The sequence below is a fragment of the Leptolyngbya sp. FACHB-60 genome, from assembly GCF_014695775.1.
Taxonomy (GTDB): domain Bacteria; phylum Cyanobacteriota; class Cyanobacteriia; order Phormidesmidales; family Phormidesmidaceae; genus Nodosilinea.
This window is the reverse complement of record NZ_JACJOX010000080.1, coordinates 1-23,763: the sequence shown is the minus strand read 5'-3', so window position 1 is coordinate 23,763 and position 23,763 is coordinate 1. Positions and strand designations below refer to the sequence as shown.

General features: G+C 49.2%; 31 protein-coding genes and 5 pseudogenes. 31 read left to right on the top strand and 5 right to left on the bottom strand.

Features of this window, described 5'->3' with window-relative positions; translation table 11 throughout:
• Positions 1–241 precede the first annotated feature (241 nt).
• The 22 genes and pseudogenes from H6F57_RS26770 (at position 242) to H6F57_RS26670 (ending at position 15,123) form a co-directional block, all read left to right on the top strand.
• Positions 242–712, top strand: a complete 471-nt coding sequence (locus H6F57_RS26770) for a nuclear transport factor 2 family protein (RefSeq protein WP_190632104.1) — start codon at positions 242–244, stop codon at positions 710–712.
• 8 nt (positions 713–720) lie between these two features.
• Complete coding sequence (locus H6F57_RS26765; RefSeq protein WP_190632102.1) at positions 721–939, top strand: hypothetical protein; 219 nt, start codon at positions 721–723, stop codon at positions 937–939.
• A gap of 453 nt (positions 940–1,392) precedes the next feature.
• Positions 1,393–1,974, top strand: coding sequence for a nuclear transport factor 2 family protein (locus tag H6F57_RS26760; RefSeq protein ID WP_190632100.1), 582 nt, complete (start codon positions 1,393–1,395; stop codon positions 1,972–1,974).
• A gap of 159 nt (positions 1,975–2,133) precedes the next feature.
• Positions 2,134–2,802 carry an NAD(P)H-dependent oxidoreductase gene (locus H6F57_RS26755; RefSeq protein WP_190632099.1) on the top strand — a complete coding sequence of 223 codons (669 nt, stop codon included), beginning with the start codon at positions 2,134–2,136 and terminating at the stop codon, positions 2,800–2,802.
• 157 nt (positions 2,803–2,959) lie between these two features.
• Positions 2,960–3,715 (top strand): SDR family oxidoreductase, encoded by a 756-nt coding sequence (locus H6F57_RS26750; protein WP_190632098.1) that lies wholly within the window; start codon positions 2,960–2,962, stop codon positions 3,713–3,715.
• Positions 3,716–3,920: 205 nt separating this feature from the next.
• Positions 3,921–4,147 (top strand): annotated as a pseudogene (locus tag H6F57_RS28545) (SDR family oxidoreductase); the annotation flags it as partial.
• Between the two features lie 219 nt (positions 4,148–4,366).
• Positions 4,367–4,723, top strand: a complete 357-nt coding sequence (locus tag H6F57_RS26740; RefSeq protein WP_190632097.1) for a hypothetical protein — start codon at positions 4,367–4,369, stop codon at positions 4,721–4,723.
• Positions 4,724–4,882: 159 nt separating this feature from the next.
• A complete protein-coding gene (locus tag H6F57_RS26735) occupies positions 4,883–5,908 on the top strand; it encodes an alpha/beta fold hydrolase (protein WP_199290046.1) in 1,026 nt (341 codons plus the stop codon).
• Between the two features lie 315 nt (positions 5,909–6,223).
• Entirely contained in the window at positions 6,224–7,060 is an 837-nt protein-coding gene (locus tag H6F57_RS26730; RefSeq protein ID WP_190632096.1) for an alpha/beta hydrolase, read from the top strand.
• Between the two features lie 87 nt (positions 7,061–7,147).
• Complete coding sequence (locus H6F57_RS26725; RefSeq protein ID WP_190632095.1) at positions 7,148–8,011, top strand: dioxygenase; 864 nt, start codon at positions 7,148–7,150, stop codon at positions 8,009–8,011.
• 30 nt (positions 8,012–8,041) lie between these two features.
• Positions 8,042–8,530 (top strand): lipocalin-like domain-containing protein, encoded by a 489-nt coding sequence (locus tag H6F57_RS26720; protein WP_190632094.1) that lies wholly within the window; start codon positions 8,042–8,044, stop codon positions 8,528–8,530.
• 145 nt (positions 8,531–8,675) lie between these two features.
• Positions 8,676–8,771 (top strand): annotated as a pseudogene (locus H6F57_RS28540) (alpha/beta hydrolase); the annotation flags it as partial.
• 148 nt (positions 8,772–8,919) lie between these two features.
• A complete protein-coding gene (locus tag H6F57_RS28535; protein ID WP_190632130.1) occupies positions 8,920–9,771 on the top strand; it encodes a pirin family protein in 852 nt (283 codons plus the stop codon).
• Entirely contained in the window at positions 9,764–10,177 is a 414-nt protein-coding gene (locus H6F57_RS26705) for a hypothetical protein (protein ID WP_190632093.1), read from the top strand. Before H6F57_RS28535 ends, H6F57_RS26705 begins: the two co-directional genes overlap by 8 nt.
• A 308-nt stretch (positions 10,178–10,485) precedes the next feature.
• Positions 10,486–11,061, top strand: a complete 576-nt coding sequence (locus tag H6F57_RS26700) for a TMEM175 family protein (RefSeq protein ID WP_190632092.1) — start codon at positions 10,486–10,488, stop codon at positions 11,059–11,061.
• 72 nt (positions 11,062–11,133) lie between these two features.
• Positions 11,134–11,544: pseudogene (locus H6F57_RS28530) on the top strand (alpha/beta hydrolase); the annotation flags it as partial.
• A 262-nt stretch (positions 11,545–11,806) separates the two neighbouring features.
• Positions 11,807–12,358 (top strand): SgcJ/EcaC family oxidoreductase, encoded by a 552-nt coding sequence (locus tag H6F57_RS26695; RefSeq protein WP_190632091.1) that lies wholly within the window; start codon positions 11,807–11,809, stop codon positions 12,356–12,358.
• Positions 12,359–12,384: 26 nt separating this feature from the next.
• Complete coding sequence (locus tag H6F57_RS26690) at positions 12,385–12,801, top strand: peptidoglycan-binding domain-containing protein (RefSeq protein WP_190632090.1); 417 nt, start codon at positions 12,385–12,387, stop codon at positions 12,799–12,801.
• A gap of 38 nt (positions 12,802–12,839) precedes the next feature.
• Complete coding sequence (locus H6F57_RS26685) at positions 12,840–13,121, top strand: hypothetical protein (RefSeq protein WP_190632089.1); 282 nt, start codon at positions 12,840–12,842, stop codon at positions 13,119–13,121.
• Between the two features lie 72 nt (positions 13,122–13,193).
• Positions 13,194–13,571, top strand: a complete 378-nt coding sequence (locus H6F57_RS26680; RefSeq protein WP_190632088.1) for a nuclear transport factor 2 family protein — start codon at positions 13,194–13,196, stop codon at positions 13,569–13,571.
• Between the two features lie 64 nt (positions 13,572–13,635).
• Positions 13,636–14,394, top strand: a complete 759-nt coding sequence (locus H6F57_RS26675) for an NAD(P)H-dependent oxidoreductase (protein WP_190632086.1) — start codon at positions 13,636–13,638, stop codon at positions 14,392–14,394.
• Between the two features lie 22 nt (positions 14,395–14,416).
• A pseudogene (locus H6F57_RS26670) lies at positions 14,417–15,123 on the top strand (IS1 family transposase).
• Between the two features lie 773 nt (positions 15,124–15,896).
• Here the strand turns inward: H6F57_RS26670 and H6F57_RS26665 are convergent.
• Positions 15,897–16,283, bottom strand: coding sequence for a DUF4188 domain-containing protein (locus H6F57_RS26665; RefSeq protein WP_190632084.1), 387 nt, complete (start codon positions 16,281–16,283; stop codon positions 15,897–15,899).
• Positions 16,284–16,499: 216 nt separating this feature from the next.
• Between H6F57_RS26665 and H6F57_RS26660 the strand changes: the two genes are divergently transcribed.
• The 9 genes and pseudogenes from H6F57_RS26660 to H6F57_RS26620 all read left to right on the top strand — a co-directional run bounded on the left by H6F57_RS26660 (position 16,500) and on the right by H6F57_RS26620 (position 21,628).
• Entirely contained in the window at positions 16,500–16,901 is a 402-nt protein-coding gene (locus H6F57_RS26660) for a VOC family protein (RefSeq protein ID WP_190632082.1), read from the top strand.
• Between the two features lie 207 nt (positions 16,902–17,108).
• Positions 17,109–17,620, top strand: a pseudogene (locus tag H6F57_RS26655) (DUF1579 domain-containing protein).
• Between the two features lie 166 nt (positions 17,621–17,786).
• Positions 17,787–18,290, top strand: coding sequence for an AAA family ATPase (locus tag H6F57_RS26650; protein WP_190632080.1), 504 nt, complete (start codon positions 17,787–17,789; stop codon positions 18,288–18,290).
• A gap of 23 nt (positions 18,291–18,313) precedes the next feature.
• Positions 18,314–18,799 (top strand): DUF1772 domain-containing protein, encoded by a 486-nt coding sequence (locus tag H6F57_RS26645; RefSeq protein ID WP_190632079.1) that lies wholly within the window; start codon positions 18,314–18,316, stop codon positions 18,797–18,799.
• A gap of 136 nt (positions 18,800–18,935) precedes the next feature.
• Entirely contained in the window at positions 18,936–19,742 is an 807-nt protein-coding gene (locus H6F57_RS26640) for a helix-turn-helix domain-containing protein (protein WP_190632077.1), read from the top strand.
• Positions 19,739–19,963, top strand: coding sequence for a hypothetical protein (locus H6F57_RS26635; protein ID WP_190632075.1), 225 nt, complete (start codon positions 19,739–19,741; stop codon positions 19,961–19,963). The genes H6F57_RS26640 and H6F57_RS26635 overlap by 4 nt, the downstream gene beginning before the upstream one ends.
• 7 nt (positions 19,964–19,970) lie before the next feature.
• Entirely contained in the window at positions 19,971–20,666 is a 696-nt protein-coding gene (locus tag H6F57_RS26630) for a M23 family metallopeptidase (RefSeq protein WP_190632073.1), read from the top strand.
• Positions 20,667–20,797: 131 nt separating this feature from the next.
• Positions 20,798–21,199 carry a VOC family protein gene (locus H6F57_RS26625; RefSeq protein ID WP_190632071.1) on the top strand — a complete coding sequence of 134 codons (402 nt, stop codon included), beginning with the start codon at positions 20,798–20,800 and terminating at the stop codon, positions 21,197–21,199.
• A gap of 36 nt (positions 21,200–21,235) precedes the next feature.
• Positions 21,236–21,628, top strand: a complete 393-nt coding sequence (locus H6F57_RS26620; protein ID WP_190632070.1) for a VOC family protein — start codon at positions 21,236–21,238, stop codon at positions 21,626–21,628.
• A 432-nt stretch (positions 21,629–22,060) separates the two neighbouring features.
• Here H6F57_RS26620 and H6F57_RS26615 read toward each other — a convergent pair whose 3' ends face one another.
• From H6F57_RS26615 to H6F57_RS27255, 4 genes are all read right to left on the bottom strand, one after another.
• On the bottom strand, positions 22,061–22,267 hold the full coding sequence (locus H6F57_RS26615; RefSeq protein ID WP_190632068.1) for a hypothetical protein: 207 nt from the start codon (positions 22,265–22,267) through the stop codon (positions 22,061–22,063).
• 36 nt (positions 22,268–22,303) lie between these two features.
• The gene (locus tag H6F57_RS26610) at positions 22,304–22,543 is read right to left on the bottom strand and encodes a hypothetical protein (RefSeq protein ID WP_190632066.1); all 240 of its coding nucleotides are present in this window, start codon (positions 22,541–22,543) and stop codon (positions 22,304–22,306) included.
• A gap of 25 nt (positions 22,544–22,568) precedes the next feature.
• Positions 22,569–23,063, bottom strand: a complete 495-nt coding sequence (locus H6F57_RS26605; RefSeq protein ID WP_199290045.1) for a cupin domain-containing protein — start codon at positions 23,061–23,063, stop codon at positions 22,569–22,571.
• Between the two features lie 72 nt (positions 23,064–23,135).
• Positions 23,136–23,600 carry a PLD nuclease N-terminal domain-containing protein gene (locus H6F57_RS27255; RefSeq protein ID WP_199290044.1) on the bottom strand — a complete coding sequence of 155 codons (465 nt, stop codon included), beginning with the start codon at positions 23,598–23,600 and terminating at the stop codon, positions 23,136–23,138.
• Positions 23,601–23,763: the final 163 nt, after the last annotated feature.

The following is a 23,763-nucleotide window of genomic DNA, read 5'->3' as shown; positions in this document are numbered from 1 at the left end:
AAGTCTCCGACGAGCATCGAAATTTCATCGCTTATGGCCCTAGCTGCGGGCCATAAGCGCGCGTTGGGTTTCACGACTGTGAAGCCGCTGGGCGTTGGTCCCTATGTGATGAATACCCGCATGGGTGGCTTGAGCGGAGCACCCGAGCAGCGACAACAACACAACCGGACTGAACCATAGCCCCGAGATTGCCGCACGCAGGGCAAGACAACATTTGTAACTTCAACTTGGACAAAATCACATGCAAGAAGATCACCTCCATAGCGAAGCCACGCTCGCCATCACCAATCCCGGCGCACCTGCGGGTCTGACCGCAGTGCAACTGTTCAAGCGCAGTCTGGACACCTTCCTCGCCAAAGACATCAAGGGCTGGGCTGAACTCTGCGACGAAGACATTGTGGTCGAGTTTCCCTTTGCGCCCGACGTGGCATCCAGGAAGCTGGTCGGCCGCGCGGCCATCTACGAGTATTTGAAGAACTATCCCAGCGTCATCGACATTCAAAGTACTCCCACGCTAAAGATCAACGCCACCGACGACCCCAACATGGCCATTGCCGAGTGGAGCGTCTCAGGCCGGGTGATCAGCAACGGCAACCCCTATGAAATGAGCTACGCCACGTTTATGACTTTCAAGAATGGATTGATCGTCAACTACCGCGAATACTGGAACCCGATGGCGTTCATGGCCGCCATGAGCGGCGCAGAGTTCTGAAGCCATGAGTGCCGCGTGCCGCTTTTGACGCGCAGCGCGGCGCAACCGGCGCGTTACCGGTCGGCAGTCCCGAAGAAGTGGCAGAGAAAATCCGCCGTCATAGCGAATCGCTCGGCGGCATTGCGAGAGTAACTTTTCAAATGGACAACGCGCAGATGAACCACACCCAACTGATGCGCTCCATTGAACTGATTGGAATGCAAATGTCGCCACTCTTGGACGATTGAAATATGCGGGCATGGTTTAACTCAAGTTCGGCTAGGGTAACAAGACAGAGAAAACGGATATGAAATTGGCTCTGCAAGTTTGGCTGAATGGGTAAAAACGGATTTTAGTGATAACCCTCTGGGATAGCTTCGCTTAGCGCAGACATTGCCCTACAAGCAGGCTTCTCCAGCCAAAGCCATTTGACGCAGTACTTCAAGTGATTCACGGGAAAGACCCCCAAGCAGATTCGCTAGCACCATAAGAATCTGAAAGAATCGAGCCTTGAAAATCATTATATTGAAGTTAAGTTAGGCAAGAATCTGAAGCAGCATTCGTGGGATTTTTCATTGCCTTAAGGCGCTGAATGCTTATACGTCCATTGAAACAAATTCACTACCATCACAAGAATCTGAAAGCAGTCAAGCATTGGAACTCAAGACACTTTATATAGATAGAACCAGGAGTATTTAATCATGGTCAAAGAGCAAACTGTAGGCGGACAAGCAAATTTACAAGCAACTACCAATTTGACACCAGCCCAGGAGTCTTTGCAAGCACTTTGGGAAGAGCATTTACAGTACGAGTTTGGCACTCACAGTACTGAAGATGCCCTCGCTACGATGGTTGAAGATGCTCACGTTAACCACATCCCGGTAATGATTGGGGGAGTCGGGAAACCAGCACTGCGCGAGTTTTATTCCAAATACCTCATTCCACAGATGCCGCCGGACATGGAGTTGACCCCAATCTCGCGCACGATCGGAACGGATCAACTCGTGGATGAAATGGTGGCTAAGTTCACTCATACTGTTTGGATGGAATGGATATTACCCGGCGTTGCTCCCACCGGAAAACGGGTGGAAGTGCCAGTAGTAGCGATTATTCGGTTCCGTGACGGCAAAATAGCCCACCAACACATTTACTGGGATCAGGCAAGTGTATTGGTTCAAGTCGGCTTGCTCGATCCGGGTACACTTCCCGTCGTGGGGGTTGACAGTGCGCGTAAGGTGATCGACCCCAACTTACCTTCAAACACACTAATCGATCGCGACTAAGTGTAGGAGCCAGCAAATATCAATGCCTAAACCCGCCATTTTGCAACCAGGATCGCAACTCGCTTGACCCAGCCACGTTCTATACCCGTGGTGAAAAAGGCTATCTGGATTATCCAGCCCTAGCAAAAGTTTAGAAACTTAGAAAACGAGATAACTCACATGAAAGTTTTGATTGTTCTTGCACACCCAGAGTCGAAAAGCTTTAACGGAGCAATGTTTCAGACAGCAATTGACACGTTCAAAGAATCTGGGCATGATGTTCAATATTCAGATCTTCATACCATGAGATTTGACCCTGCATCTGATCGCCGCAACTTTACGTCTGTCAAAGATCCTGACTCCTTTAAGCAGCAACTTGAAGAGATGTATGCAACTGAAGTTGGAGGATTCATTCCAGAAATTGAAGCTGAGATCCAAAAACTGGAATGGTGCGATCTGATGATTTGGCAATTCCCTTTGTGGTGGTTCAGTGTCCCTGCAATTTTAAAGGGGTGGGTCGATCGCGTCTTTGTTATGGGGCGTGTTTACGGTAATGGACATATTTATGAAACGGGCAAATTTCGAGGTAAGCAAGCGATGCTCTCGTTGACCACAGGTAGCACAGAAGAGGACTATCTTGCAGGCGGTTATAACGGTGATATCCATGCTATTCTGCGCCCAATTCAGCGAGGGATGCTGCAATTCGTTGGTTTTGACGTTCTTGCTCCGCAGATTGTTTATGCCCCCGTTCGCCAAACAGATGCAGTTCGTCAACGTATCTTGAATGATTTTTCGCAACGATTGCGAACCATTGAACGTGAGTTGCCGATCGCCGTAGGTCAGTATTGATCGGCATGGAACTGACGGGACTGGATTTATGGGGCACGCAGCCAGGATCGTACTCATCCTGGTTGTAGGAGGCGCTTCTTATTGCTGGCTCCTACACGTATTGCTCATTGAGTTTTTGACAAAGTGACACAGCCATTCACAACAAGAGGTAACTATCATGATACTTAAAGACAAGGTGGCGTTAGTCACTGGCGGAACTTCAGGAATTGGTCGTGCAACCGCGATCGCTTATGCCCAACAACAAGCAAAGGTGGTGGTGGTGGGTCGTCGAATTGATGAAGGTGAAGAAACGGTTCGATTGATCAAGGAAGCTGGCGGAGAGGCTACTTTTGTGCAAGCAGATGTCACGAAAGAAGCCGATGTTCAAGCAATGGTTGATAAAGCGGTTGACGTTTTTGGTCGATTAGATATTGCTTCTAACAATGCAGGAACGATTGGCGAAAATCCTTCGCTGATTGAGCAAACAGAAGCGGAATACGATCGCACGATGAACCTCAATGTCAAAGGCATTTGGTTGTCGATGAAGTATGAAATTGCTCAGATGTTGAAACAGGGAAGTGGTTCAATCGTCAATACGGCATCTGCGAATGGAGTCGTTGCATTTCCTACCTTTCCCCTCTACACCGCGAGTAAAAGTGCAGTAATAGGCTTGACAAAAGCGGCTGCGCTTCAATATGCCAAAGCGGGGATTCGCATCAATGTCGTTGCACCAGCGGTGATCGAAACAGATATGTTTGAAGCAGCGACAGGTGGGCAGGATGAAGTTAGAGCTTACATGGCAGGACTTCACCCGATCGGGCGGGTTGGCACACCGCTTGAAGTTGCAAATGCAGTCCTGTTTTTATCATCTGACCTGGCATCGTTCACAACAGGTGCAACGTTGATGGTAGATGGCGGGTATGTAGCGCAATAGTCGATCGGCAGTGCGAAATGTTGCGACCAAGTGGCGATCGACCTGCATCATCCGCTCGATCACTCTCCGTGCCGTTGGTTTCTCAGGGGCGTACCGATAGTACGCAGTGTTTGATTGAGCAGTAATACATCTAAATGAGTCCATCATGACGACAACACTTGCAGGCAAAGTTGCACTGGTAACGGGTGGTTCTTGCGGTTTAGGAGCGGCGATCGTAGGGTATGCGAAAGGTGTCCAATGCGATCTTGGTCCGCGCAACGTCACTGTGTGCAGCCAGGTATCATGCCGATGGACATGGCAACAACCGCAGCCGACAAATTGCCGGAAGCAGCGAAAGCGATGGATTTTCACGCCATCCGTCGGATCGCAACCTTGGAGGAGGTAGCGGCGACTGTTTGTTTCCTCGAAAGTTCAGACGCTGGCTACATCAGCCTACGACGCCTAATCATGCGCTGCACCGGAACGATACAGTTTGGTCGGTTGAGTTTTCAAGGTTATCTGCATCCGGTGAGCTTCGTCGTTAGGCAGCGAGGGTGAAGAATAGACTTAATCGGAATTAAGAAAATCAATCAATTCTTAAACCGATTTCAAATCTTCTTACAGATTGTTTGTCCATTGAGATATCGAGCACTTTATTACCGAGAAGGTCCAATGAAAAGAGAGTTAGCGATAAATTTTTTGTTCTCGTTTGTGGGCGGCGCAATGATTTGGGCCTTGTCACCATCTTTAACCGGGCAGGTCGAGGCGTGGGATGCGGAAGGTTTTTATTATTCTGTAGCACTTCTTATTGTTGGCCTTACCGTTGGCTTTGCTCGGCCTAAACATGTTTGGTCGCACTATCCCGGTATTGTTCTTGGTCAACTGACGTATATGCTTTTTATTCCAGTTCTGCCCGGCCAGTCGTTAATTCTTGTTGGAGTCGTTTTTTTAGCGGTTTACTCCATAATCGCTTTAGCAGGAGCAGCAAGTGGGGCCTGGTTTCGTCGCGTCAGCCGGGGTGCGCGGTAATTTTGCTGCCTAACAAGGCGCTGCAGCGAACCCGGCGATCGCGCTCCGGTTGCAATCCACGCTGTCACCGCGGGCCGGGTCGCTGAGTTTGGGTCGTTAGACTCCCTTATCTCATCAAATTAGAATATCTGACGGATTCAACATAGATCACCCCATGCCATGTCTCCCAATTCTCGCCGTTCTGTCAGTCTGGTTGCCTGTCTAATCGCTCTACCTTTATCGCTGCTATCTATGGGTTACACGACACAAGCCTCAACGCCTGTCGAGGTTCACATTACAACGTTAACAGGCACGCTCCATGGCACACAGATCATTCCAACGTCTAATGTGCCAGAGCCAGCGGTGCTGATCATTGCGGGTTCAGGTCCGACCGATCGCAATGGAAACAGTTCTCTAGCTGGGCAGAATAATAGCCTCAAACTCCTCGCTGAAGGATTAGCGGATCATGGCATTGCCTCGATCCGATATGACAAGCGCGGGATTGGAGAAAGCGCAGCCGCAGGACCTGAAGAAGCTGATTTGCGTTTCGATACCTATGTTGAAGATGCTGCACTTTGGATTCAGCAATTGCAGGCAGATTCTCGTTTCTCAAGCGTCACAGTAATTGGTCACAGTGAAGGCTCTCTGATTGGAATGCTGGCGACCCAAAAAACCGGAGCAAATGCTTTTGTATCAATCGCCGGACCTGCCCAAACTGCATCACAACTTTTACGAGATCAACTGCGACCTAGCTTGCCAGATGCATTATGGCAACAGAATGAGCAGATTCTTGCTGCTCTGGAGCAAGGGAATAGAGTGACCTCTATTCCACCAGAACTCAACGCGCTCTACAGATCGAGCATCCAACCCTACCTCATTTCCTGGTTTCGCTATACCCCTGCCCAAGAGATTAGGCGTCTCACTGTCCCTGTTCTAATTGTTCAAGGAACAACTGATATCCAAGTGCCTGTCAGTGAGGCGCAAGCCCTGAAAATGGCTAAGCCGGATGCGGAGCTTAGAATTATTGAGGGGATGAATCACGTCTTAAAAGCTGTTTCATTAGACCCTGAACAGCAAAATGCTTCCTATTCTGACCCAACGCTGCCAATTGTGCCTGAACTCTTTGAAGGGATAAGTCACTTTATTCATACCAGTGAGATGCGCCGTGAGTCTAACCAGTCGCTGCACCGGAACGTGCCAAATTGATTGATTGAGTGGCAAAGGTTATTTGCGTCCGGTGAACCTGGTCGTTATAGACCGTATGAATCTCGATGCTGGTGTGCGTACCGCGCTAGCTACCGAAGCAGAATTAAAGCCATCTTAGAGGCGGCAAACGCGGCGATCGCGCTCAGGCAACAATGAAGAATTCTTGTCGTTCTGAAGCGATGGTACGCAATGGATGCTTGCCCCATCTTGAAGTCTGCTTAACACAGCATTGTTAAGACGGTGCTCGATCGCTGCATCACAATTGTGATGCAACAGTCAAAAACACATCATCAATTTATAACGGAGAAACCTCTCATGCCTTACATTACCGTTGGTCAAGAAAACTCTGCAAACATCAATCTCTACTACGAAGATCTTGGGACAGGACAACCGATTGTACTGATTCATGGATTTCCATTGAACGGACATTTCTGGGAGAAGCAGGTTTTAGTTTTACTGAATGCAGGATATCGCGTAATTACCTACGATCGCCGAGGATTCGGTGCTTCCAGCCAACCCTCCTTTGGTTATGACTACGATACCTTCGCCGCCGATTTGAACACACTGATGACCAAGCTTGACTTGCAAAATACCGTGCTGGTCGGTTTCTCAATGGGAACCGGCGAAGTCACACGTTATCTTGGCAAATACGGCTTAGAGCGGGTGCAGAAAGCCGTGCTGATGGCTCCGGTGCCACCATTTCTGTTAAAGACAGACGACAATCCAGAGGGTGTTGATCAAAGTGTTTTTGATGGCATTATGAAAGCGATCGTTGAAGACCGTCCAGCCTACTTCTCTGCATTCTTCAGAGAATTCTTTAATGTGGATGTGCTGCTGGGCAATCGTATTAGTAACGAGGCGATTCAGGCAAGTTGGAATGTGGCAGCCGGGGCTTCTGCTAAAGGGACTTTGGATTGCGTCCCTTCCTGGCTCACCGATTTCCGCGACGATCTGCCCCGCATTGATGTACCGACTCTGATTATTCATGGAGATAGCGATCGAATTTTGCCGCTTGAGTCCACCGCAGCAAGACTTCCAAAGCTGATTAAAAACAGTCAACTGGTTGTCATTCCTGGCGGGCCGCACGCCATCAACTGGACTCATGCTGATCAGGTCAATCCCATGTTACTTGACTTTCTTCAGCAGAAATAATCAGTGACCTGCCGGATTCCTGTCCTGTGAAAAAACGGTCGCTGTCAAACGACCATTATGAATCACGTAACAAAAAAGAGTTAAATCATGCAGAACATCACGTTTGACACCATCACTCAAGCCGTCATTAATCATGGCGATCGCGGCAAATCTCACCCGCGACTCTATGAAATTTACACGAGCTTGGTTCCACATTTGCATGACTTTGTGCGTGAGGTGAATCTGACAGAATCAGAATTGCAACAGGGACGTAATTTTCTCAACCAGGCAAGTCATCACACTCAAGAGATTCCCACTGGAGAGATCCATTTGTTGACGGATCTACTAGGGATCTCAGAGTTGGTAGAATTGCTGCACGATGCCCATCGCAGTACAGAAAGCAATTTAGAAGGACCATTGTATGTGCCGAATGCACCAGAACGGCAGATGGGCGATCGCTTGGGTATTGATACAGAAGGAGATTCGCTTTTCCTTTCAGGCAGGGTTTTAGATTTGAGCGGTCAACCGATCGCCAATGCTCTGATTGATGTTTGGCAACCCAATTCCAAAGGATTATATGATGGCCAAGAGCCATCTCAGCCGTTAGGGAATTTTCGCGGACGTTTCAAAACGGACAAGAGTGGAAAGTATATGTTTGAAACCGTCGTGCCACTAGGTTACAAAGTGCCAAGTAGTGGTCCATGTGGCGAGTTGCTAGGACTCTTGGGACGGCATCCCTGGCGGCCGGCTCACATCCATTTCAAACTCAGTGCTCCGGAGTACACTCCACTGACAACACAAATTTTTATTGCTGGTGATCCTCACCTGGATTCAGATACAACCTTTTCCGTGCGATCGGCGATCGTTCAATTGCAAAAGCACGAAGCACTAGACGAACTCAAGGCACACAATCAAAGTAAGCCGTTTTACACGACTGAGTTTGATTTTGTGTTGCAACCCGCTACTCTCTAGCGGAGAATCATCAAGTAATGGTTGCACATTATGTCTACACCATCAATCCAGAACAATCTGCTAATTGGCATTTGGAAGTTAATTTCTGCAACTGCCATTTACGCTGATGGAACGGTGACTCCAGACGTGTATGGAACTCATCCGGTTGGCTACATCACTTACACATCAGATGGTCACATGATGGTGATGTTTTCTAGGAGCGATCGCTCACCGCTGAGTCAGGAGGTCAGATCACCGCTGACTCCCCAGATGCAATCTTTACCCGTGGAAGAGCTTGCTCAAGCATTTACAACATTCAATGCTTACGCTGGAACTTATATGTTGAGTGGCAACACAGTAACTCACCAGATCAAAATTGCATCAATTCCTAATCGCGTTGGTACAACGTTAGTTCGCACCTTTACTCTTAATGAGAGCCGACTAACGCTCGTGACGCCGCCAGTCTTGAGTGATGGTGTTGAAGCGGTTTTTGAGCTGCTGTGGGAACGCATTATAGCAAGGGGAGTTCGTTGTCGATAACGAAGTAGAGGCAAGTACGATCACTTTTCACTCACTGAAAACGTCGCCATCCTCGGTTATCTCGACGGACGAAACTGGCTCACTGGCGAACGATCGATTGCCGCTCCCTACCTGTTCGTCATTCTGCGCTGGGCGATCAACACTCAGGCTGGTTGTCATTCCCGGCGGGCCGCGCGCCATCAACTGGACTCACGCTGATCAGATCAATCCCCTGTTGCTGGACTTTCTTCAGCAGGAATAATCGGTGATCTGCTGCATTTCTGGCTTGCGAAAAAACGCTGTGATTCACCCCGTTGAGTCAGGCTCAAATGATACACATATTTGTCTAGTTCTGAAGAGGCAATTTTATGACTGTCCCCACTTAAACGCCTCGAACCGTTGCCGGAGTAATCAACAGCGTTGAAACACTTGAAGGGGCTGAATTTCTTGTACGTCGGCCCTTTCCGAAAAGTAGCTTCTCTGAATTTGACCCGTTTCTCCTCCTCGACGAGTTGGGTCCGATTAATCTAAAGCCGGGTCAAGCAAAAAGTGCACCCGATCATCCGCACCGGGGCTTTGAAACCGTCAGCTATGTCTTGGATGGACGGTTAGAACACAAAGATTCTGCGGGACACGCCGGGCGACTAAATCCGGGTGATGTCCAGTGGATGACAGCAGGTGCCGGGGTCGGGCATTCCGAGATGCCGGAGTTAAGGTTTACCCAAACTGGTGGACGGCTCCATGGCATTCAACTATGGGTCAATCTGCCACAACGAGACAAAATGATGCCGCCCCGCTATCAGGAAATTCCAGCGGCTCACATTCCGGTAGCTCAAACCGAAGATATGTCTGTGACGGTGCGGGTAATTGCGGGAGAAGCGTTAGGAGCAAAAGCCGTAATTCAGACGCGCACGCCGATAACCTACCTCCACTTCACACTGCAACCAGGGGCAACGATAATCCAGCCTGTACCCCTCCAGTACAACGCCTTCGTCTATGTACTGGAGGGGTCTGGGTTGTTTGGGACAGAGCCAGTGCCTGGTGATAATGGGCAGATGGTGCTCTTTTCTCAAGATGGAGAAGATGTGGTGATCTCCAACCCTGCTGATACTCAGCGTCCTCTAAATCTTCTGCTGATTGCAGGTGTACCCCTTAACGAACCAGTCGTGCGCTACGGTCCATTTGTCATGAACACTGAAGCTGAAATTATTCAAGCGATCAACGATTACCAAGAAGGAAGGATGGGACGGATTGATGCTTAACACATTTCAATATCGGATTAGTCAACATCACCGCTTGAGTGAGTTACGAATCAAGCTACTGCATCTGCACAAGCTTTTACTAGATACTGAGCGTTTTACCTATGAGCAAGTTCGAAGGCAAGTTTCTAGAGGTGAATTGCTACAACTGGTGATTAGCCATGAGCAGTTTGCCTGGTTGCATCGACTCTCAGAATTGATTATCCAAATTGATGAGTTGCTTCATGTAGGTCAACCTGTTACATCAGAGGCAATTGAAGCGATTGACAGTGACATTCGTACACTGCTCAGCCCCGATGAATCGGGCGATAAGTTTGCCATGAAGTATCATACGGCGCTTCAACGCCACCCCGATGTCGTGTTAGCTCATGCAGATGTCATGATGTTGCTGACCTCTGACAGTCTTTAACCGCCAAAATTCACAGATTCTGAACTTGCTCCGCTTGTGTAATTGCAAGCCTCCTTGCTTTTCTCCAAAGCACCGATGAGGCAGCAGCCAACTTAGGACATTGGGAGCGAGTAGCCCTGGAGCGTTCCCCAACCGTGTAAGGCTAACAAATTACAAATTGCTGAAGCGGATGGACTAGCGACCTTGGTACAAAGTTTGAGGCAATCTGTTGCCACTTAGAGAGACTGAATGGATAGTGGATAACCGGACACTATTTTTACAAACGGCAGTCATACAACGCGGTAAGCAAACAAGGAGCATATCCAAAAATGGTTAAAGGTCGGTTGGAAGCATTCAGTGATGGGGTAATTGCTATTATTATCACCATTATGGTACTGGAGTTAAAAATACCTCATGAGTCAGATTTAGCTGCACTACGTCCGTTGATTCCAATCTTTCTAAGCTATGTGTTGAGTTTCGTGCTTGTTGGTATTTACTGGAACAATCACCATCACCTGTTTCAGGCAGTCCGACAAGTGAATGGTTCAACTTTGTGGGCAAACCTACATTTGTTGTTCTGGTTATCATTATTTCCCTTTGTCACCGCATGGATGGGTGAAAATCACTTTGCTGCGTTGCCTGTGGCGCTTTATGGTGTGGTTCTATTGTTGGCTGCGATCGCCTACTTCACTCTGACCCGCACACTTGTTTTTCACCACGGTCAAGATTCCACACTTGCAAACGCTCTTGGTCGGAACTTTAAAGGCAAGTTATCGGTATTGATTTATGCAGTTGCAATTCCACTTGCTTTTGTAATCCCTGGGCTTGCATGTGCATTATACGTTCTGGTTACAGTCCTGTGGCTCATTCCCGATCGTCGTATTGAAAAAGCTTTGAACGCATAAAGTTCCATGTTCGGAATGCTTGTTTGTGAAATTAGATGCATCGAGTGAGGCGGATGTCCGGGAATTGGTGCAGAAAGCATCAACGATAACACCCCACCGCACTCTCAAGCGTTATCCGATCAGCTAGCGAGACAATCGGGCGATCATACGGTGATGCTACCTTTTGAGATTTGGCGAGAAGCGTTTATCAACGACGCTGACATCGAACTGGCTTGATCGAGTTACGCACAATTATCGCCTGAACCGTATCAACCGTGGCTTGACAAGTTAGACCTGAAGCAGTTTTACTCGCTGCCCATCCCCAAAAGCTACCTCTACTGTACCGAAGACAACGTCCTTCCTCAAGGCGATTGGGGTTGGCATCCCAGAATGTCTAGCCGCTTGGGACTATTTCGGTTCGTGCAAATGTCCGGTAGTCATGAGGTGATGTTTTCCAACCCGGTCGGCTTGGCAGAAAAGATGATTGCGGCAGGGCGCGACTAGCTGATGGTTGAGATGAACAACAGACATCGCTTATCCCCGAAACAAGGGCACTAACCGATCAGAATTTGACCAATCATCGTAGGAATCTGAAAGCAATCAAGCATTGGTACTGTCTATACTTCAGATCAAACAAACGGAGTTAGCCGGCAACGCTTGCTGCTCCAGTAAGCTCATAGCGATCGAACGCAGCAGTGCATCTTCGTGCTGTTGTGTTCCTAAACTGCCAAAACAATTAGATAAGAAATCCCAAAACGAGGCGCTTATGAATTCACAAACAACTCAAAATCAACTCACCAGTCCTGCTGACGAGTCCGCAATTCGTGCTTTCCATCACCAGATGATTGATGCTTGGAATCGAGGCAGCGGTGAAGACTTCGCTGCTCCGTTCAGCGAAACTGCCGATTTCATCGCGTTCGAGGGAACCCATCTCAAGGGTCGAAAAGCGATCGCTGCGTTTAATCAGCAAGCTTTCGACACGGTTGTCAAAGAAACACGCCTAGAGGGTGAGGTGAATTTCGTCCACTTCCTGAATCCTCAACTTGCTCTCATTAACGGAGCTGTCAGGGTAATGCTGCCCGGACAACCCAAAACTTCACTGTCACGAGATTCGATGCAGCTATTCGTCGTGATGAAATGCGACGAAGGTTGGCAGATTGAAGGGCTGCTCAATGCCCGGAAGTTAACGCTAGAACGTCAATTCTTCTTAGACGACTTTGACTCCCTGAGTGCAGAGGCTCAACGTCAAGTGACCGACCTCGTTGCAGGTCTCAAAGCGAGTGGAGTAATCACTCCGACGCAGATTGATGCGAAATAAAACCAATCCCCATCAGGAGGACAATCATGAAACCTCAACTCATTTTCGGAGTACTAACGATCGCAACAGGATTGCTCGGAGGTTCATTCACTCATCCAGCGATCGCACACAGCATTTCTTCACAGCAAACATCACCCGTTCTGATCGCAACTGCCTACACTGATTTAACCTTACCCACCTTGCGCCAAGGAGATCGCGGTAGAAACGTGGAACTGTTACAGCGTATTCTTCTTGACAATGGCTTTTTAGGAGCCGCAGGCGTGAGATTAGGCAATCCAAGTGGTGCGATCGCCGATGGCATCTTTGGTCCGGTCACAGCGTCTGCGGTACGCGATCTCCAAGAACGTTACAGAATCCCAGTTACAGGGCGAGTCAATCCAACCACCTGGGAAGTCCTGGATATGCACGAAAACCCCTATCGATTGCCGCTTCCCTGGAAATAACAGAACATTACACAACCACAAGCCACAGAAGATTTCTAATGAACCGAAAGATTCTTTCAACCAAAATCACAACCACAATCGCAATTCTGTTCGGCGTACTCCTACTGTTCAATTTTCCATCCCTGGCTCAAGTCAGTCCACAAGTGATTCCCAGAATCGAAGTGATCGAAAGTGCTGAAGGGATTCCACCCAGCTACCATTTGGTCATCAGCCGGTTGCAGGACAATGTTTATGTCTTCTGTCCAACTAACTTCGAGCCAGAGTTGAACTATCTGCGAAATGTGAAGGCGATTCAATGTAAGCCGTTTACCGGTCCCTAGAAGTAAACCAGTGAGGGGCAACAGCATAACAACTCACACCACTTTTTTGCTTTGAATAGAGGAGAGACTCAGATGTCAGAGAACAATAAAGCAACCTTAGAAGCGGCAAACGCGGCGATCGCTCAGGGCAACTATGAAGAATTTTTGTCTTTCTGCACCGGCAACATGCAATGGACATTTGTAGGCGACAAGACCCTTCAAGGGAAGGAATCCGTTCGCCAACGGATGGCAGCGACATACATAGAACCGCCAAAGTTTTTGGTCGCCAACTTAATCGCTGAGGATGATTTTGTCACGGCACTCGGCGACATCATAATGAAGAACAAAGATGGGAAAGTGGCTCATTACTCGTACTGCGATATCTGGCGCTTTCGTGGCAGCGAGATTGTTGAGTTAAAGGCTTTTGACATCAAAATTTATGTCAACCATGAAACCAGCAGCGCAGCGTAATAATTTGTAAAAGTCAGAATGTAGTCCTCCCACTAAAATATTGTCTTATATAGGAGCCGAAGCCATGTCACAACAGCTCAAAAAAATCACGGATCGTCAGTGCCAAAATGCCCCTGCACAGTATAGTGATTTAAAGGCTCTCTTTTTAAACTGCACACTCAATAGAACGCCAGTGTTATCCCATACACAAGGGGTTATCAATATTGCCAAAGCTATTTTCGAGGCCAATGGGGTAACCACTCAAGTCATTCGACCTGTAGATTATGAGATAGCAGCTGGGCTAGGGTTGGATATGTCACAAACTAATGAGTGGCAGGCAGATGAATGGCCCCAGATCCAGAAAGAAATTGATTCAACTGACATCTTAGTGCTATGTACTTCAGTATGGCTGGGTGAAAAAAGTTCTGTTTGTAATCGAGTTTTAGAGCGGATGTATGGATATACTCATCTTTTGAATGAGAAAGGTCAGTACAGAGATTATGGGAAGGTTGGAGCAACCCTCATTACCGGGAATGAAGATGGTGTTAAACATTGCGCTATGAATATTTTGTTTTCCCTATCGCATATTGGCTATACGATCCCTCCACAAGCGGATGCAGGCTGGCTAGGCGAAGTGGGCCCTGGTCCTTCCTATTTAGACCCAGGGTCTGGAGGGCCGGAGAACGAATTTACCAATCGCAATACCACCTTTTTAGCTTGGAACTGTATGCATATAGCCAGACTACTCAAAGATAATGGAGGTATTCCTCCTCACGGGAACCAACCTGACGTTTGGGATGCAGGTTGTAAGACAGACTTCAAAAATCCTGAGCATAAACGCTAGCAGGAATAGTTTTCCAATGCCTATGCCTCCCTGCCCGGATTGCACCTCCGAACGCACGGTCAAAAATGGCCATATTCATACGGGCAAGAAACGGTACCTGTGCCGCAGTTGTGGTCGTCAATCGTCGAAAACCCACTAACAAGCTAATCGACACCCCGGCTCGAGAACTCATCGACCGACTCTTGCTGGAGCGTATCTCGATAACTGGAATGGCTCGGGCGGTTCAGGTTTCCGAGCAATGGCTGCAAGACTATGTCACGTGCAAAGCTGCCCAGACGCCCGCTCAAGCCACAGTCCGGCTCAAAAAAAAGCCAGTTGAGCGTGCAATGTGACGAACTCTGGTCGTTTGTTGCCCTTGTGGTCAACAAACAGTGGGTTTGGTTAGCATTTGATGCCGATACTCGTGAAATTATCGGCGCTCACGTCGGTAACTGCTCTACCCAAAGTGCACAACGACTCTGGGAGTCCTTGCCTAGGGTCTATAGACAGTGTGCTGTCATCTATACCGACGCTTGGGAGGCTTACCAACAGGTGCTACCCCGCAAGCGCCACCGAGTTGTGAGCAAGTCGAGCGGTAAGACGAGTTACATTGAGCGGTTCGACAATACCCTCAGGCAACGGATGTCGCGCTTTGTGAGGCGCAGCTTGGCCTTTTCCAAGAGCCTGCGTAATCACATTGGCTTGTTGTGGAGTTTTATTCACCACTACAACGCATCATTACCTCTCTAGTACTACCCTATATCCTTAGTCAAGCCTTTGAGTAGCACTCAGTGTAAACTGCACAAGGCAAAAACTAATTAAAATACATAGGCCTTGTTAAATCTGGACAAACTTTGGGTGAGATATCAAATCGGTGCTATGAGTGAGCGAAAACTATGGGTATGGTCAGTCCTTTACTTGTACCGTTAACCCTACTTTTTTTGATGAACGATCTATGCAGCCGATTGCTGAGACCGCACCCATCTCCGCTGAACCTGACAGTGCCTCGGAACACTATAACTACGAATACACAGGTGAAGGTGCTTGCAACCTCTTTAGCTTTTTTAAACCCTTGGAGGGCTGGTGGTACCTCAAAGGCATTGAGCATCGAACCGCATCTCGTCGATGTTTTGTTCTTCGACGCTACTGACATTCAAACTGACATTCAAGTTGTCTTCGACCATCTCAGCAACCATACTTCAGCAGCCCTGTATCAGATATTCTCACTGCAGGAAACTCGACGGACTGTTAACTGAGCACATTTCACTACACGCCCAAACATGGCTATTGCCTCCGCATCGTCGAAATGAAATACTCCATGCTCTCCCGGCAGTGTTGGAATTGCCGCATTCCCTCCATTGGTGTCCTGAAGCAAGACGGTTTTGCCTAGGAAGAGGGCCGCAACGCCTAACGGGCTACCGTTAACTGGCAATTCTCAGCCGCCAGTGCCTGTTTCCGATTAGCAAGGCTTTACCCCACCACAGTCTGTTTTAAGGATTTTGGCAGGCTACTAGAGCAGACTACTAAAAATGCCTATACATAATCGCTATTCCTTGTGGCTCATTAATGTACTTGCCGCTCTTCAAAGGGCTGTAGGTCTCATTGTACAAACACAAACTCTGAGGATTTTTGGCAATAAATTGCATCATTTTTCGATGGGCTTCGCCTCTGAAAAAGCCTTTCAAGCTGCTGCCTGAACTCCAGTAGCTGACCATGACAACTTCATTCAAACCACAAATACCTGCTTTAACTTGTACACAGCCTTCTGCCTGTGCCGTAACGGTTCGAATCCACAGCAGGCTTTTCCAGAGCCAGAAAAAGCCAGGGCGATCGCGGGCAATAAACCCGCTTACAAAAACAACGGCCTCGGGATGCTCGGGAAGATCAATGTGGTAGACAGAATAATTCATTATGCCTCCTAAACAAGTCGTTAATTAGTGAAAAAGCCACACGCTCCTCTAGCGGGCTACGCCAACCCACGCATGAACTAATGCATCGACAACTTATCGATAGCTACCAGGGCAATACGTTATTTGGGGTAAATGTTGGTCGCCCTGTCGATTTTGCGTCCCGGCGTTCGACTAATGGGTAGAGCCAGAGATGTCATTCATTCAAGGAGACCATTTATGCAAGTTAACCCTTACCTGATGTTCGATGGTCAGTGCGAAGCTGCTTTCAAGTTTTACCGCCAGGTCTTAGGTGGAGAGCTAGGTGACATGATGACCTTCGCCGGTTCCCCCGCCGAGGCCGAAGTGCCCCCCGAGTTTGCCAACAAAATCATGCACACCCAGCTGACCTTTGGCGACTGGGCAATCATGGGATCTGACTGCCCCCCTGGTCAGTACGATGCGCCCAAAGGCTTCTCGGTTTCCCTGCAAATTCCCGACCCCGACAAAGCCGAGCACATCTTTCAAGCCCTAGCCGAAGGCGGCACCATTCAAATGCCCCTTGAAAAAACCTTCTGGGCGCAGCGGTTTGGTATGGCAGTCGACAAATTTGGCATTCCCTGGATGATCAACTGCGAATAGGCCCAGGTCGATTTTGCATCCTCGTACGATGCATCGGCCCCCCCCTGCCTGCCTTATTAAAGGGGAGGACAGAGTGAATCGTTTGCGACGAAAGACTAGGGGGGATCTGATCGCATCATTGGCGAACCTCACCTGGTAGAGAAATGCATTGCTGAGCCATGCCAGGCAGACATTAACGCCCAAAGACAACACCTCAAGGAGAAACTAATGACCACTACAACTGACGTACAACAACCCCAATCCGCAGTAGAACAGCCCACAAAAGCACACCAGTGGCTTCAAAAATTGGTTGGGGAGTGGACCTATGCCGTTGAAGGTATAGCAGAGCCAGATCAGCCATGGAAACATCCACAGGGACAGAAAGCGTGAAATCTCTGGGCGATCTCTGGGTAGTCGCCGAAGGCCAGGGCGAAATGTGTGACACTGTGGCCACCACCATGATGACCCTCGGCTATAACCCTCAAAAACAGCGTTTTGTCGGCACCTGGGTGGGGTCGATGATGGCTCACCTCTGGGTCTACGACGGCGACCTCGACGCCGCTGAACAGGTGCTCACCCTGCACTCTGAAGGCCCAGCCATGACTGGCGAGGGCAAAATGGGTCAGTACAAAGACGTGATCGAATTCAAGAGCCCTGATCACCGGGTACTGACCTCCTTTTTCCTAAGAGATGACGGCCAGTGGCAGCAGTTTATGACAGCCAACTACCATCGTCAGTAGCGGTTGCCCAAACAGGTTGTCGGGTGCGTCACCCTTTGGAATGACGCACCCGATGAGCACCGTTGCTTGGCTTTCATACTTCGGGTTCCTGCCGCGTAGCTCAGCGATCAGTGAAGGTTGCTTTTAGCCGCAGATTGCATCGGGCTGATCACCGTTAGGAGGCGTCATGCTCTATATATTTGCAGGTCTTCCAGGAACCGGAAAATCGTCCTTATCGTCTAGGTTGGCGGGTCAGCGTGGGGCGGTTTACCTGCGCATCGATACGATTGAGCAGTCGATGCGGCAGGTTGGCATCGACGATATGGGCCCTAAGGGCTACGGGGTGGCTTACGGCGTAGCGTTGGATAACCTGTGCCTGGGGGTAGCGGTGGTGGCAGACTCCGTCAATCCTTTAGACATCACGCGGAGGGCCTGGCGCGAAACTGCCGGTTTGGCCGACAGCCCGTTTGTGGAAATCGAGATCGTTTGCTCAGATGCCAAGGAGCACCAGGCCCGAATCGAATCTAGAACGACCGACATTGCTGGTTTAAAGCTCCCGACATGGCAGGATGTGCTCTGTCGGACCTATGAGCCGTGGCAGCCAGCCCCAATTGTGATTGACACCGCAGATCGGTCAATTGAGCAGAGCATGGCCGAGATGATTGAAGCATTACGCCTCAAGGGGTACTGACTTTTCGTTAAAGAGAGTTCACTATGAGGTTAAAAATTTGGCGTTTTATTACCCTGCTGCTGTCGGCTCTGGTAACCGGCATGGCATTTTGCCACGCCCTAGAGCTGCCCGCCAAAATGCGGTACCCCGCCGACCTTTATGTGACGCTGCAAAACAGCCTGTATGTAGCGTTTGGCCCACCTCACATAGGGGCATTGATTGAGTTGGCGGCTCCGGTATCTGCGATCGCTCTGGCAATCCTGGTTCCCCATCGCCGACCGGCCTTGCCTTGGACGCTGACCGCCGTAGGCTTCATGCTGCTGGCCTTTCCCATTCTGTTCTTTGTGTTTATCGAACCTGTCAATACTGTCTTTCGCGCGGCCACCCCAGACGCTGTACCCGCTAACTGGGAGCAGATTCGCCGCCAGTGGGAATATTCACACCTAGCCCGATTTTTCTGTCATCTGGTCGCCTTTAGCGCGCTAGTGATTTCAGCTTTGGTTGAAACTCCAAGCAAGCAACTGCACTGAATTATTTTTGCGCAGAGACCGGAAAAATTGATCGCAGGACTTTGACGGCAGCACAAAAATTTGACAGCCGATAGGGATGAATTTACCTAAATTGAACTATTGAGCATTGTTTAGTCACCCTTTTTACTGATCAGCTATGGCTTTTAATGCACGAGAGATGATTGCTCCGCCGTCGCCAGCGCTGCGGGAGGTGGTTAACCATTACTGGCTATGTCTAAATAACTCTAGCCCGGCCTATGTAGCAGTGCCTGACGGATCCATAGATATAGCCTTTAGAGTTGACCGCACATCGATCAGTAGCTGGGTCCACGGCACCACAACGGCCAGGGTAGATATTCCCTTAGATCAGCAGTGTCACTATTTTGGTATCCGCTTTAAACCGGGGCAGAGTCGTCATTTTATTCAAGCCAGTGCTTATGAGTTGACCAATACCTATGAGGTCACTCAGGGGCTACTCAAGTTTTCGCTGGAGCGGTTCACTGAGGCGGTGCTGATGGGCAATATTGTGCAATATTTCAATCGAGTTTTAGAGGCCCATGTGGCCCAGCTGTCGCCCAGTCTGCAACCGATTGATCAGTCCATTCGTTTGATTGAAGCAGCCCACGGTGCGGTGCCCATTAGGGAAGCAGCAGAGGTATTTGGACAAAGTCATCGTCAATTTGAGCGGGTTTTTCTAGAGACCGTCGGGGTACCGGCTAAAACGTTTGCCAAGATCGTTCGCTTTCAGCACACGGCTAGACTAATTACCTCTTCAAGCAAGTTTTCGCTGTCCTACATTGCGGCCGAACTCAATTATTTTGATCAAAGCCACATGAGCCACGACTTTAAGCGCTTAGCAGGGATATCGCCAAACCAATTTCTTCAAGCGCATAAGGCTCCTTTACAAGATCCGTTTCCCAAGCAAGCTCTACAGAAATTATCCTTGGCGGAGATTGCGTCATGATTCTAGCCTTCGCAACAGCGATCATCACCCATTTGGTGATTCCTGTTATTTTTTTGGTTTGGTTATGGCGAGGAGCAGGAAAGAGCAAGCTTGAATGGCTGATTAATGTGTTGATTGTGCTATTTTACGGAGTTCATATATTTCTCAGTGGACGATGGGATATCTTTGGATATCCGCTGCGCTATCTTCTAGCGATCGCATTGATAATAGCCTTATTTTAAGTCGCTCATGCAAGCAAAGTCTTTGCCTATTTACCCCGCTCAAAAAATTAGCAGTTATTTGTCTTTAGGCGTTAGTAGTTTTATTGCACTTTTTGTGTTGGCACCTTTGGCAACCTACGTTCCTGGCGGTTATTCTTTCAGTGGCGAATCTGTTGAACTGTCCTTTCCATTAAGAAATGGAGTCTATTATATCGCCCACGGTGGCAACAGTCCGGTGCTCAATCATCACAATGTCGATGCTACTCAGAAATATGCGTTAGATATTACAAAGCTAAATCGCTTGGGCACACGAGCTACTTCACTATACACAGCCTCACTTACCAGCTATACCATTTTTGAAGACACGCTCTATAGCCCCTGCAATGGTACGGTAAGCGAGGCGGTTGACACCTTTCCTGATTTAATGCCGCCGGAGAGCGATCGCAAACATCTGGCAGGTAACTATATTCTGGTGCAGTGTCAGGGAGCTGATGTTGTGTTGGCGCACCTTCAAAAGGGAAGTCTAGTCGTGCAAGACGGTGACAACATCCAGGCCGGGCAGGCGATCGCCAAAATTGGCAACTCAGGCAACACCAGCGAACCCCACCTGCACATTCATGCTCGTAGAGAAAACACAGGCACATCCTCTCTAGACGGTGAAGGAATAGCGATCACTTTTGGGGAGCAATTTTTGGTAAGAAGCGATTTGGTCTTTGGGCAATAAAGTGAACCGTCAACTAAACCAGGATGACAATCAACTTACTTCATTAGGGTATGTCGCTTTTTTACAAGACTCTTAAATTGGCTATGACCTACACTAGGACCTTCGTTTAATCAGTATCAGGAGATCTGTCCATGAAACTGTGGTCTGGCATCATTACTGAAAAAGTTGAAGAATCGAAAGAATTCTATCGGCGGCTGTTTGATTGTGAGGTGATTTATGACAGTGACTGGTTTGTTTTGCTGCGCCTAGGGCAAAGCGAACTGGGGTTTATGTTGCCCAATCTTGAAGCCCAAGCCCCCATTTTTCGGCCACCCTTTTCGGGCCAAGGGATGTGGATAACGATAGATGTGGACGATGCAAGTGCCGAGTATCAGCGCATTGCGGCAATGGGGGTACCGATTGAGGTAGAACTGCGGGATGAACCCTGGGGCGATCGCCATTTTGTTGTCGTTGACCCCAACGGCATTGGGGTTGATATTGTGCAGCACTTGCCCCAAGCATCAGCTTACGAGGGTGCTGCGATCGCCCTTTAGTCCGGTGCTTAACATTAACCGATTTAAGGAGAATTTATGGAAATTACAGCTTCAGCAATTTCGCTCAACGTCGACGATGTGGCCGCATCGGCGGCCTTTGTAAAAGACCATTTTGGATTTAAAGAAGACATGTCAGCCGATGGCTTTGTATCGCTCTCGCGGCCCGATGCTGGATTTAACCTAATCTTTTTGCACACCGAGCTAACCACCTTCAAGCCAGTCTCTATGCTCGGGCATCGGGCCGATGGGCTGCTGGTTGTTTTTGTCGTAGACGACATTGATCGCCAATACGTCCGGCTACAAGCCGAAGGGGTGACGATTACTACCCCGATCGAGACAGAAGACTGGGGCGAGCGGTTCTTTCAGGTAAGCGACCCTAACGGGGTGGTGATTCAGCTGGTGCAGTGGATGACACCCCCAACTCAATGATTTGATCAACAAAAAACTTGTAGCATTGAAATGTAGTATGAGTACTACAAACCTGTCCTTGACGCTTCGTCAGATCCGCAAGCTCTAGACTAGGAGCGGTTTGATGCTAATTCTCAACTGATTAACCCAATCCTTGGGGCTGTCGATGATACCGAGGACTATCCCTACAGTTACTGCCATCACACTGAACGATTCCATGCTTTCAAATTAGGTCACCGAACTCAGCGCATCAGCATGGTGGCGGGCTGAGGTGAGCGATCGCGGCTAGTTCCACTAGTATTAACTCCTGGTGCAGATGGGCGTTCACATAGGCCTTAACTGCTCTCGCCGCGCCTGAGAAAGCCCCCCACCAACGCTAGCCAGCCGGGGCCGGGTAGTGCAGCAGGTGAATGACCAGGGTCGTCTTCAGGCTATCCACCAGCAGCGGGTTGCCTAGCCCCCCAGTTCGGCCTCAGTTTTTAGGGTCGATAGCACTGTGGCAATCAACCCATCGTCAGATTCCATAAACTGGGGCCTCAGTTCAATGCGATCGGCCTGCACCCAATCCTGCCCCATCTGTTGCAGCAGATCTGGCTCCAGCGCCATAAACTGCGCCGCACTATCCCAGCTACAGCGATGGGTGACGCCAGCCGGAATCATTGCAATGCCGCCCGCTGGGCGATCTTCTCGGTGGCGCTAGCCGTCTAGCCAGCGATACCCCTTGGGCATTTGGCCCGATGAGTCGGGGAAGCCTAGGGCGATCGGGTGCGTAGTATGTTGATGCTTTGCGGTAGAAAACCTCGGCTGCTGGTACAGCTCCAGGTGCAGGCCGTTCCAGCCAGAGCTAGTCAATACCGCTGGACGGGGCAGCAGTTCTGCCGCTGGGTTGGGCTGCCGATGGTCAAGCACTGAAACCGATCGATCCATGGGCACCATGCTCAATTCAAGGCGATTTAGAAGATCAGGGATCGCGCTTCATGATCGGGATGTCAGGATCGTCGGCCCAGTAATCGGTGGCTTCAAACTTGCCCACGCCCCTAATTGATCGAGACAGCCACTTGTCAGAATCGGGGTAATAACAAGCCTCATAGGGCAAGTTCTCTCCCACCATTAAAATATCGACCACCTCGTCGGTATGGTTATAAAACTGGTGGGCCACCCGCTCCCCTCGGGGAAAAGAAATAGCGTCGCCCTCCTTAACTTCGACAGTGGTATCACCATAGCGCAGCTTGGCTTTGCCCTTGAGGATGAGGCAAAATTCATCTTCATGGACGTGGTAGTGGTATTGGCAGGAGAGACTTTTGGGCTTTAGCCGCTCAACGACAACTCCAATGTGCCCATGGCGACTATCCATTGAGGGCGTGAGCCGTTTTGACCAGCCAGTATAGTGTTCAGAATAGTGTGCATCTTGCCAAGCCAATTCGTCCATATTCACAATGTGAGGAATATCTGCCATAGAGCCTCCTGAGCAGTGTGGTTGGTGGTTTGTGAGCGATCGCCTCAGCCTCAAGCGAGGCAACCATCAACCTCATTGTCCTAATTTTCGGCGGCGCTGGGGACGCCTAAAGAAAAAATAAATGAGCGCCCCTATTCCATTGGCAAACAAGATAATTAAAACCCAGACAATCTTAGTATTACCGTCACTAGATTCGTGGGTAGCACAGTCAATTAAAACCCAGAGCCAAAATAGAAAGCCGAGCAAGGCAAAAAATCCAATTGCCACCGGAAAGGCTATGGCTAGCGGATCAAACTGGGTTGATTGAGGGGCGACTGTAATAGTAACGCCCTGTTGATCGAGCAAGTTCACCAGGTCTGGATCATTAGGTAACTCGACTAAGACAGTTTCTCCATCTTTTGTGTGGGCGATCGCCTGAGACCGCCCTGAATCTAAATTAACAGCCTCTACCTGACTCTGCTCGACAGCTTGAACAAACTGGTTGTAGCTCCACGTTGTTGAAGGGGGCCTGCCTACACATGCTGTTACAATTAACAAAGCTGCGGCCAGCAAACTTATTAAGCAAAATCTAGCTGACCGGGGGGTAGGGCACTGGTCTGTTAGACGGTGATGGGTAAAATGGTTGCAGTGCAACTACTCCAGAGCCATGGATTGTCCTCACTGCCAGAGCCTCCAGGTTGTAAAGAATGGGCGGGAATTG

Excerpts from the sequence above, each read along its gene's own strand:
- H6F57_RS26730 (WP_190632096.1), top strand. The coding sequence starts at position 6,224 with ATGCCTTACATTACCGTTGGTCAAGAAAACTCTGCAAACATCAATCTC.
- H6F57_RS26665 (WP_190632084.1), bottom strand. The coding sequence starts at position 16,283 with ATGAATTATTCTGTCTACCACATTGATCTTCCCGAGCATCCCGAGGCC.
- H6F57_RS26725 (WP_190632095.1), top strand. The coding sequence starts at position 7,148 with ATGCAGAACATCACGTTTGACACCATCACTCAAGCCGTCATTAATCAT.
- H6F57_RS26770 (WP_190632104.1), top strand. The coding sequence starts at position 242 with ATGCAAGAAGATCACCTCCATAGCGAAGCCACGCTCGCCATCACCAAT.
- H6F57_RS26620 (WP_190632070.1), top strand. The coding sequence starts at position 21,236 with ATGGAAATTACAGCTTCAGCAATTTCGCTCAACGTCGACGATGTGGCC.
- H6F57_RS26700 (WP_190632092.1), top strand. The coding sequence starts at position 10,486 with ATGGTTAAAGGTCGGTTGGAAGCATTCAGTGATGGGGTAATTGCTATT.
- H6F57_RS26610 (WP_190632066.1), bottom strand. The coding sequence starts at position 22,543 with ATGGTGCCCATGGATCGATCGGTTTCAGTGCTTGACCATCGGCAGCCC.
- H6F57_RS26680 (WP_190632088.1), top strand. The coding sequence starts at position 13,194 with ATGTCAGAGAACAATAAAGCAACCTTAGAAGCGGCAAACGCGGCGATC.
- H6F57_RS26685 (WP_190632089.1), top strand. The coding sequence starts at position 12,840 with ATGAACCGAAAGATTCTTTCAACCAAAATCACAACCACAATCGCAATT.
- H6F57_RS26740 (WP_190632097.1), top strand. The coding sequence starts at position 4,367 with ATGAAAAGAGAGTTAGCGATAAATTTTTTGTTCTCGTTTGTGGGCGGC.
- H6F57_RS26690 (WP_190632090.1), top strand. The coding sequence starts at position 12,385 with ATGAAACCTCAACTCATTTTCGGAGTACTAACGATCGCAACAGGATTG.
- H6F57_RS26750 (WP_190632098.1), top strand. The coding sequence starts at position 2,960 with ATGATACTTAAAGACAAGGTGGCGTTAGTCACTGGCGGAACTTCAGGA.
- H6F57_RS26635 (WP_190632075.1), top strand. The coding sequence starts at position 19,739 with ATGATTCTAGCCTTCGCAACAGCGATCATCACCCATTTGGTGATTCCT.
- H6F57_RS26625 (WP_190632071.1), top strand. The coding sequence starts at position 20,798 with ATGAAACTGTGGTCTGGCATCATTACTGAAAAAGTTGAAGAATCGAAA.
- H6F57_RS26720 (WP_190632094.1), top strand. The coding sequence starts at position 8,042 with ATGTCTACACCATCAATCCAGAACAATCTGCTAATTGGCATTTGGAAG.
- H6F57_RS26630 (WP_190632073.1), top strand. The coding sequence starts at position 19,971 with ATGCAAGCAAAGTCTTTGCCTATTTACCCCGCTCAAAAAATTAGCAGT.
- H6F57_RS26660 (WP_190632082.1), top strand. The coding sequence starts at position 16,500 with ATGCAAGTTAACCCTTACCTGATGTTCGATGGTCAGTGCGAAGCTGCT.
- H6F57_RS26675 (WP_190632086.1), top strand. The coding sequence starts at position 13,636 with ATGTCACAACAGCTCAAAAAAATCACGGATCGTCAGTGCCAAAATGCC.
- H6F57_RS26615 (WP_190632068.1), bottom strand. The coding sequence starts at position 22,267 with ATGATTCCGGCTGGCGTCACCCATCGCTGTAGCTGGGATAGTGCGGCG.
- H6F57_RS26695 (WP_190632091.1), top strand. The coding sequence starts at position 11,807 with ATGAATTCACAAACAACTCAAAATCAACTCACCAGTCCTGCTGACGAG.
- H6F57_RS26640 (WP_190632077.1), top strand. The coding sequence starts at position 18,936 with ATGGCTTTTAATGCACGAGAGATGATTGCTCCGCCGTCGCCAGCGCTG.
- H6F57_RS26650 (WP_190632080.1), top strand. The coding sequence starts at position 17,787 with ATGCTCTATATATTTGCAGGTCTTCCAGGAACCGGAAAATCGTCCTTA.
- H6F57_RS26755 (WP_190632099.1), top strand. The coding sequence starts at position 2,134 with ATGAAAGTTTTGATTGTTCTTGCACACCCAGAGTCGAAAAGCTTTAAC.
- H6F57_RS26705 (WP_190632093.1), top strand. The coding sequence starts at position 9,764 with ATGCTTAACACATTTCAATATCGGATTAGTCAACATCACCGCTTGAGT.
- H6F57_RS26645 (WP_190632079.1), top strand. The coding sequence starts at position 18,314 with ATGAGGTTAAAAATTTGGCGTTTTATTACCCTGCTGCTGTCGGCTCTG.
- H6F57_RS26735 (WP_199290046.1), top strand. The coding sequence starts at position 4,883 with ATGTCTCCCAATTCTCGCCGTTCTGTCAGTCTGGTTGCCTGTCTAATC.
- H6F57_RS26605 (WP_199290045.1), bottom strand. The coding sequence starts at position 23,063 with ATGGCAGATATTCCTCACATTGTGAATATGGACGAATTGGCTTGGCAA.
- H6F57_RS26760 (WP_190632100.1), top strand. The coding sequence starts at position 1,393 with ATGGTCAAAGAGCAAACTGTAGGCGGACAAGCAAATTTACAAGCAACT.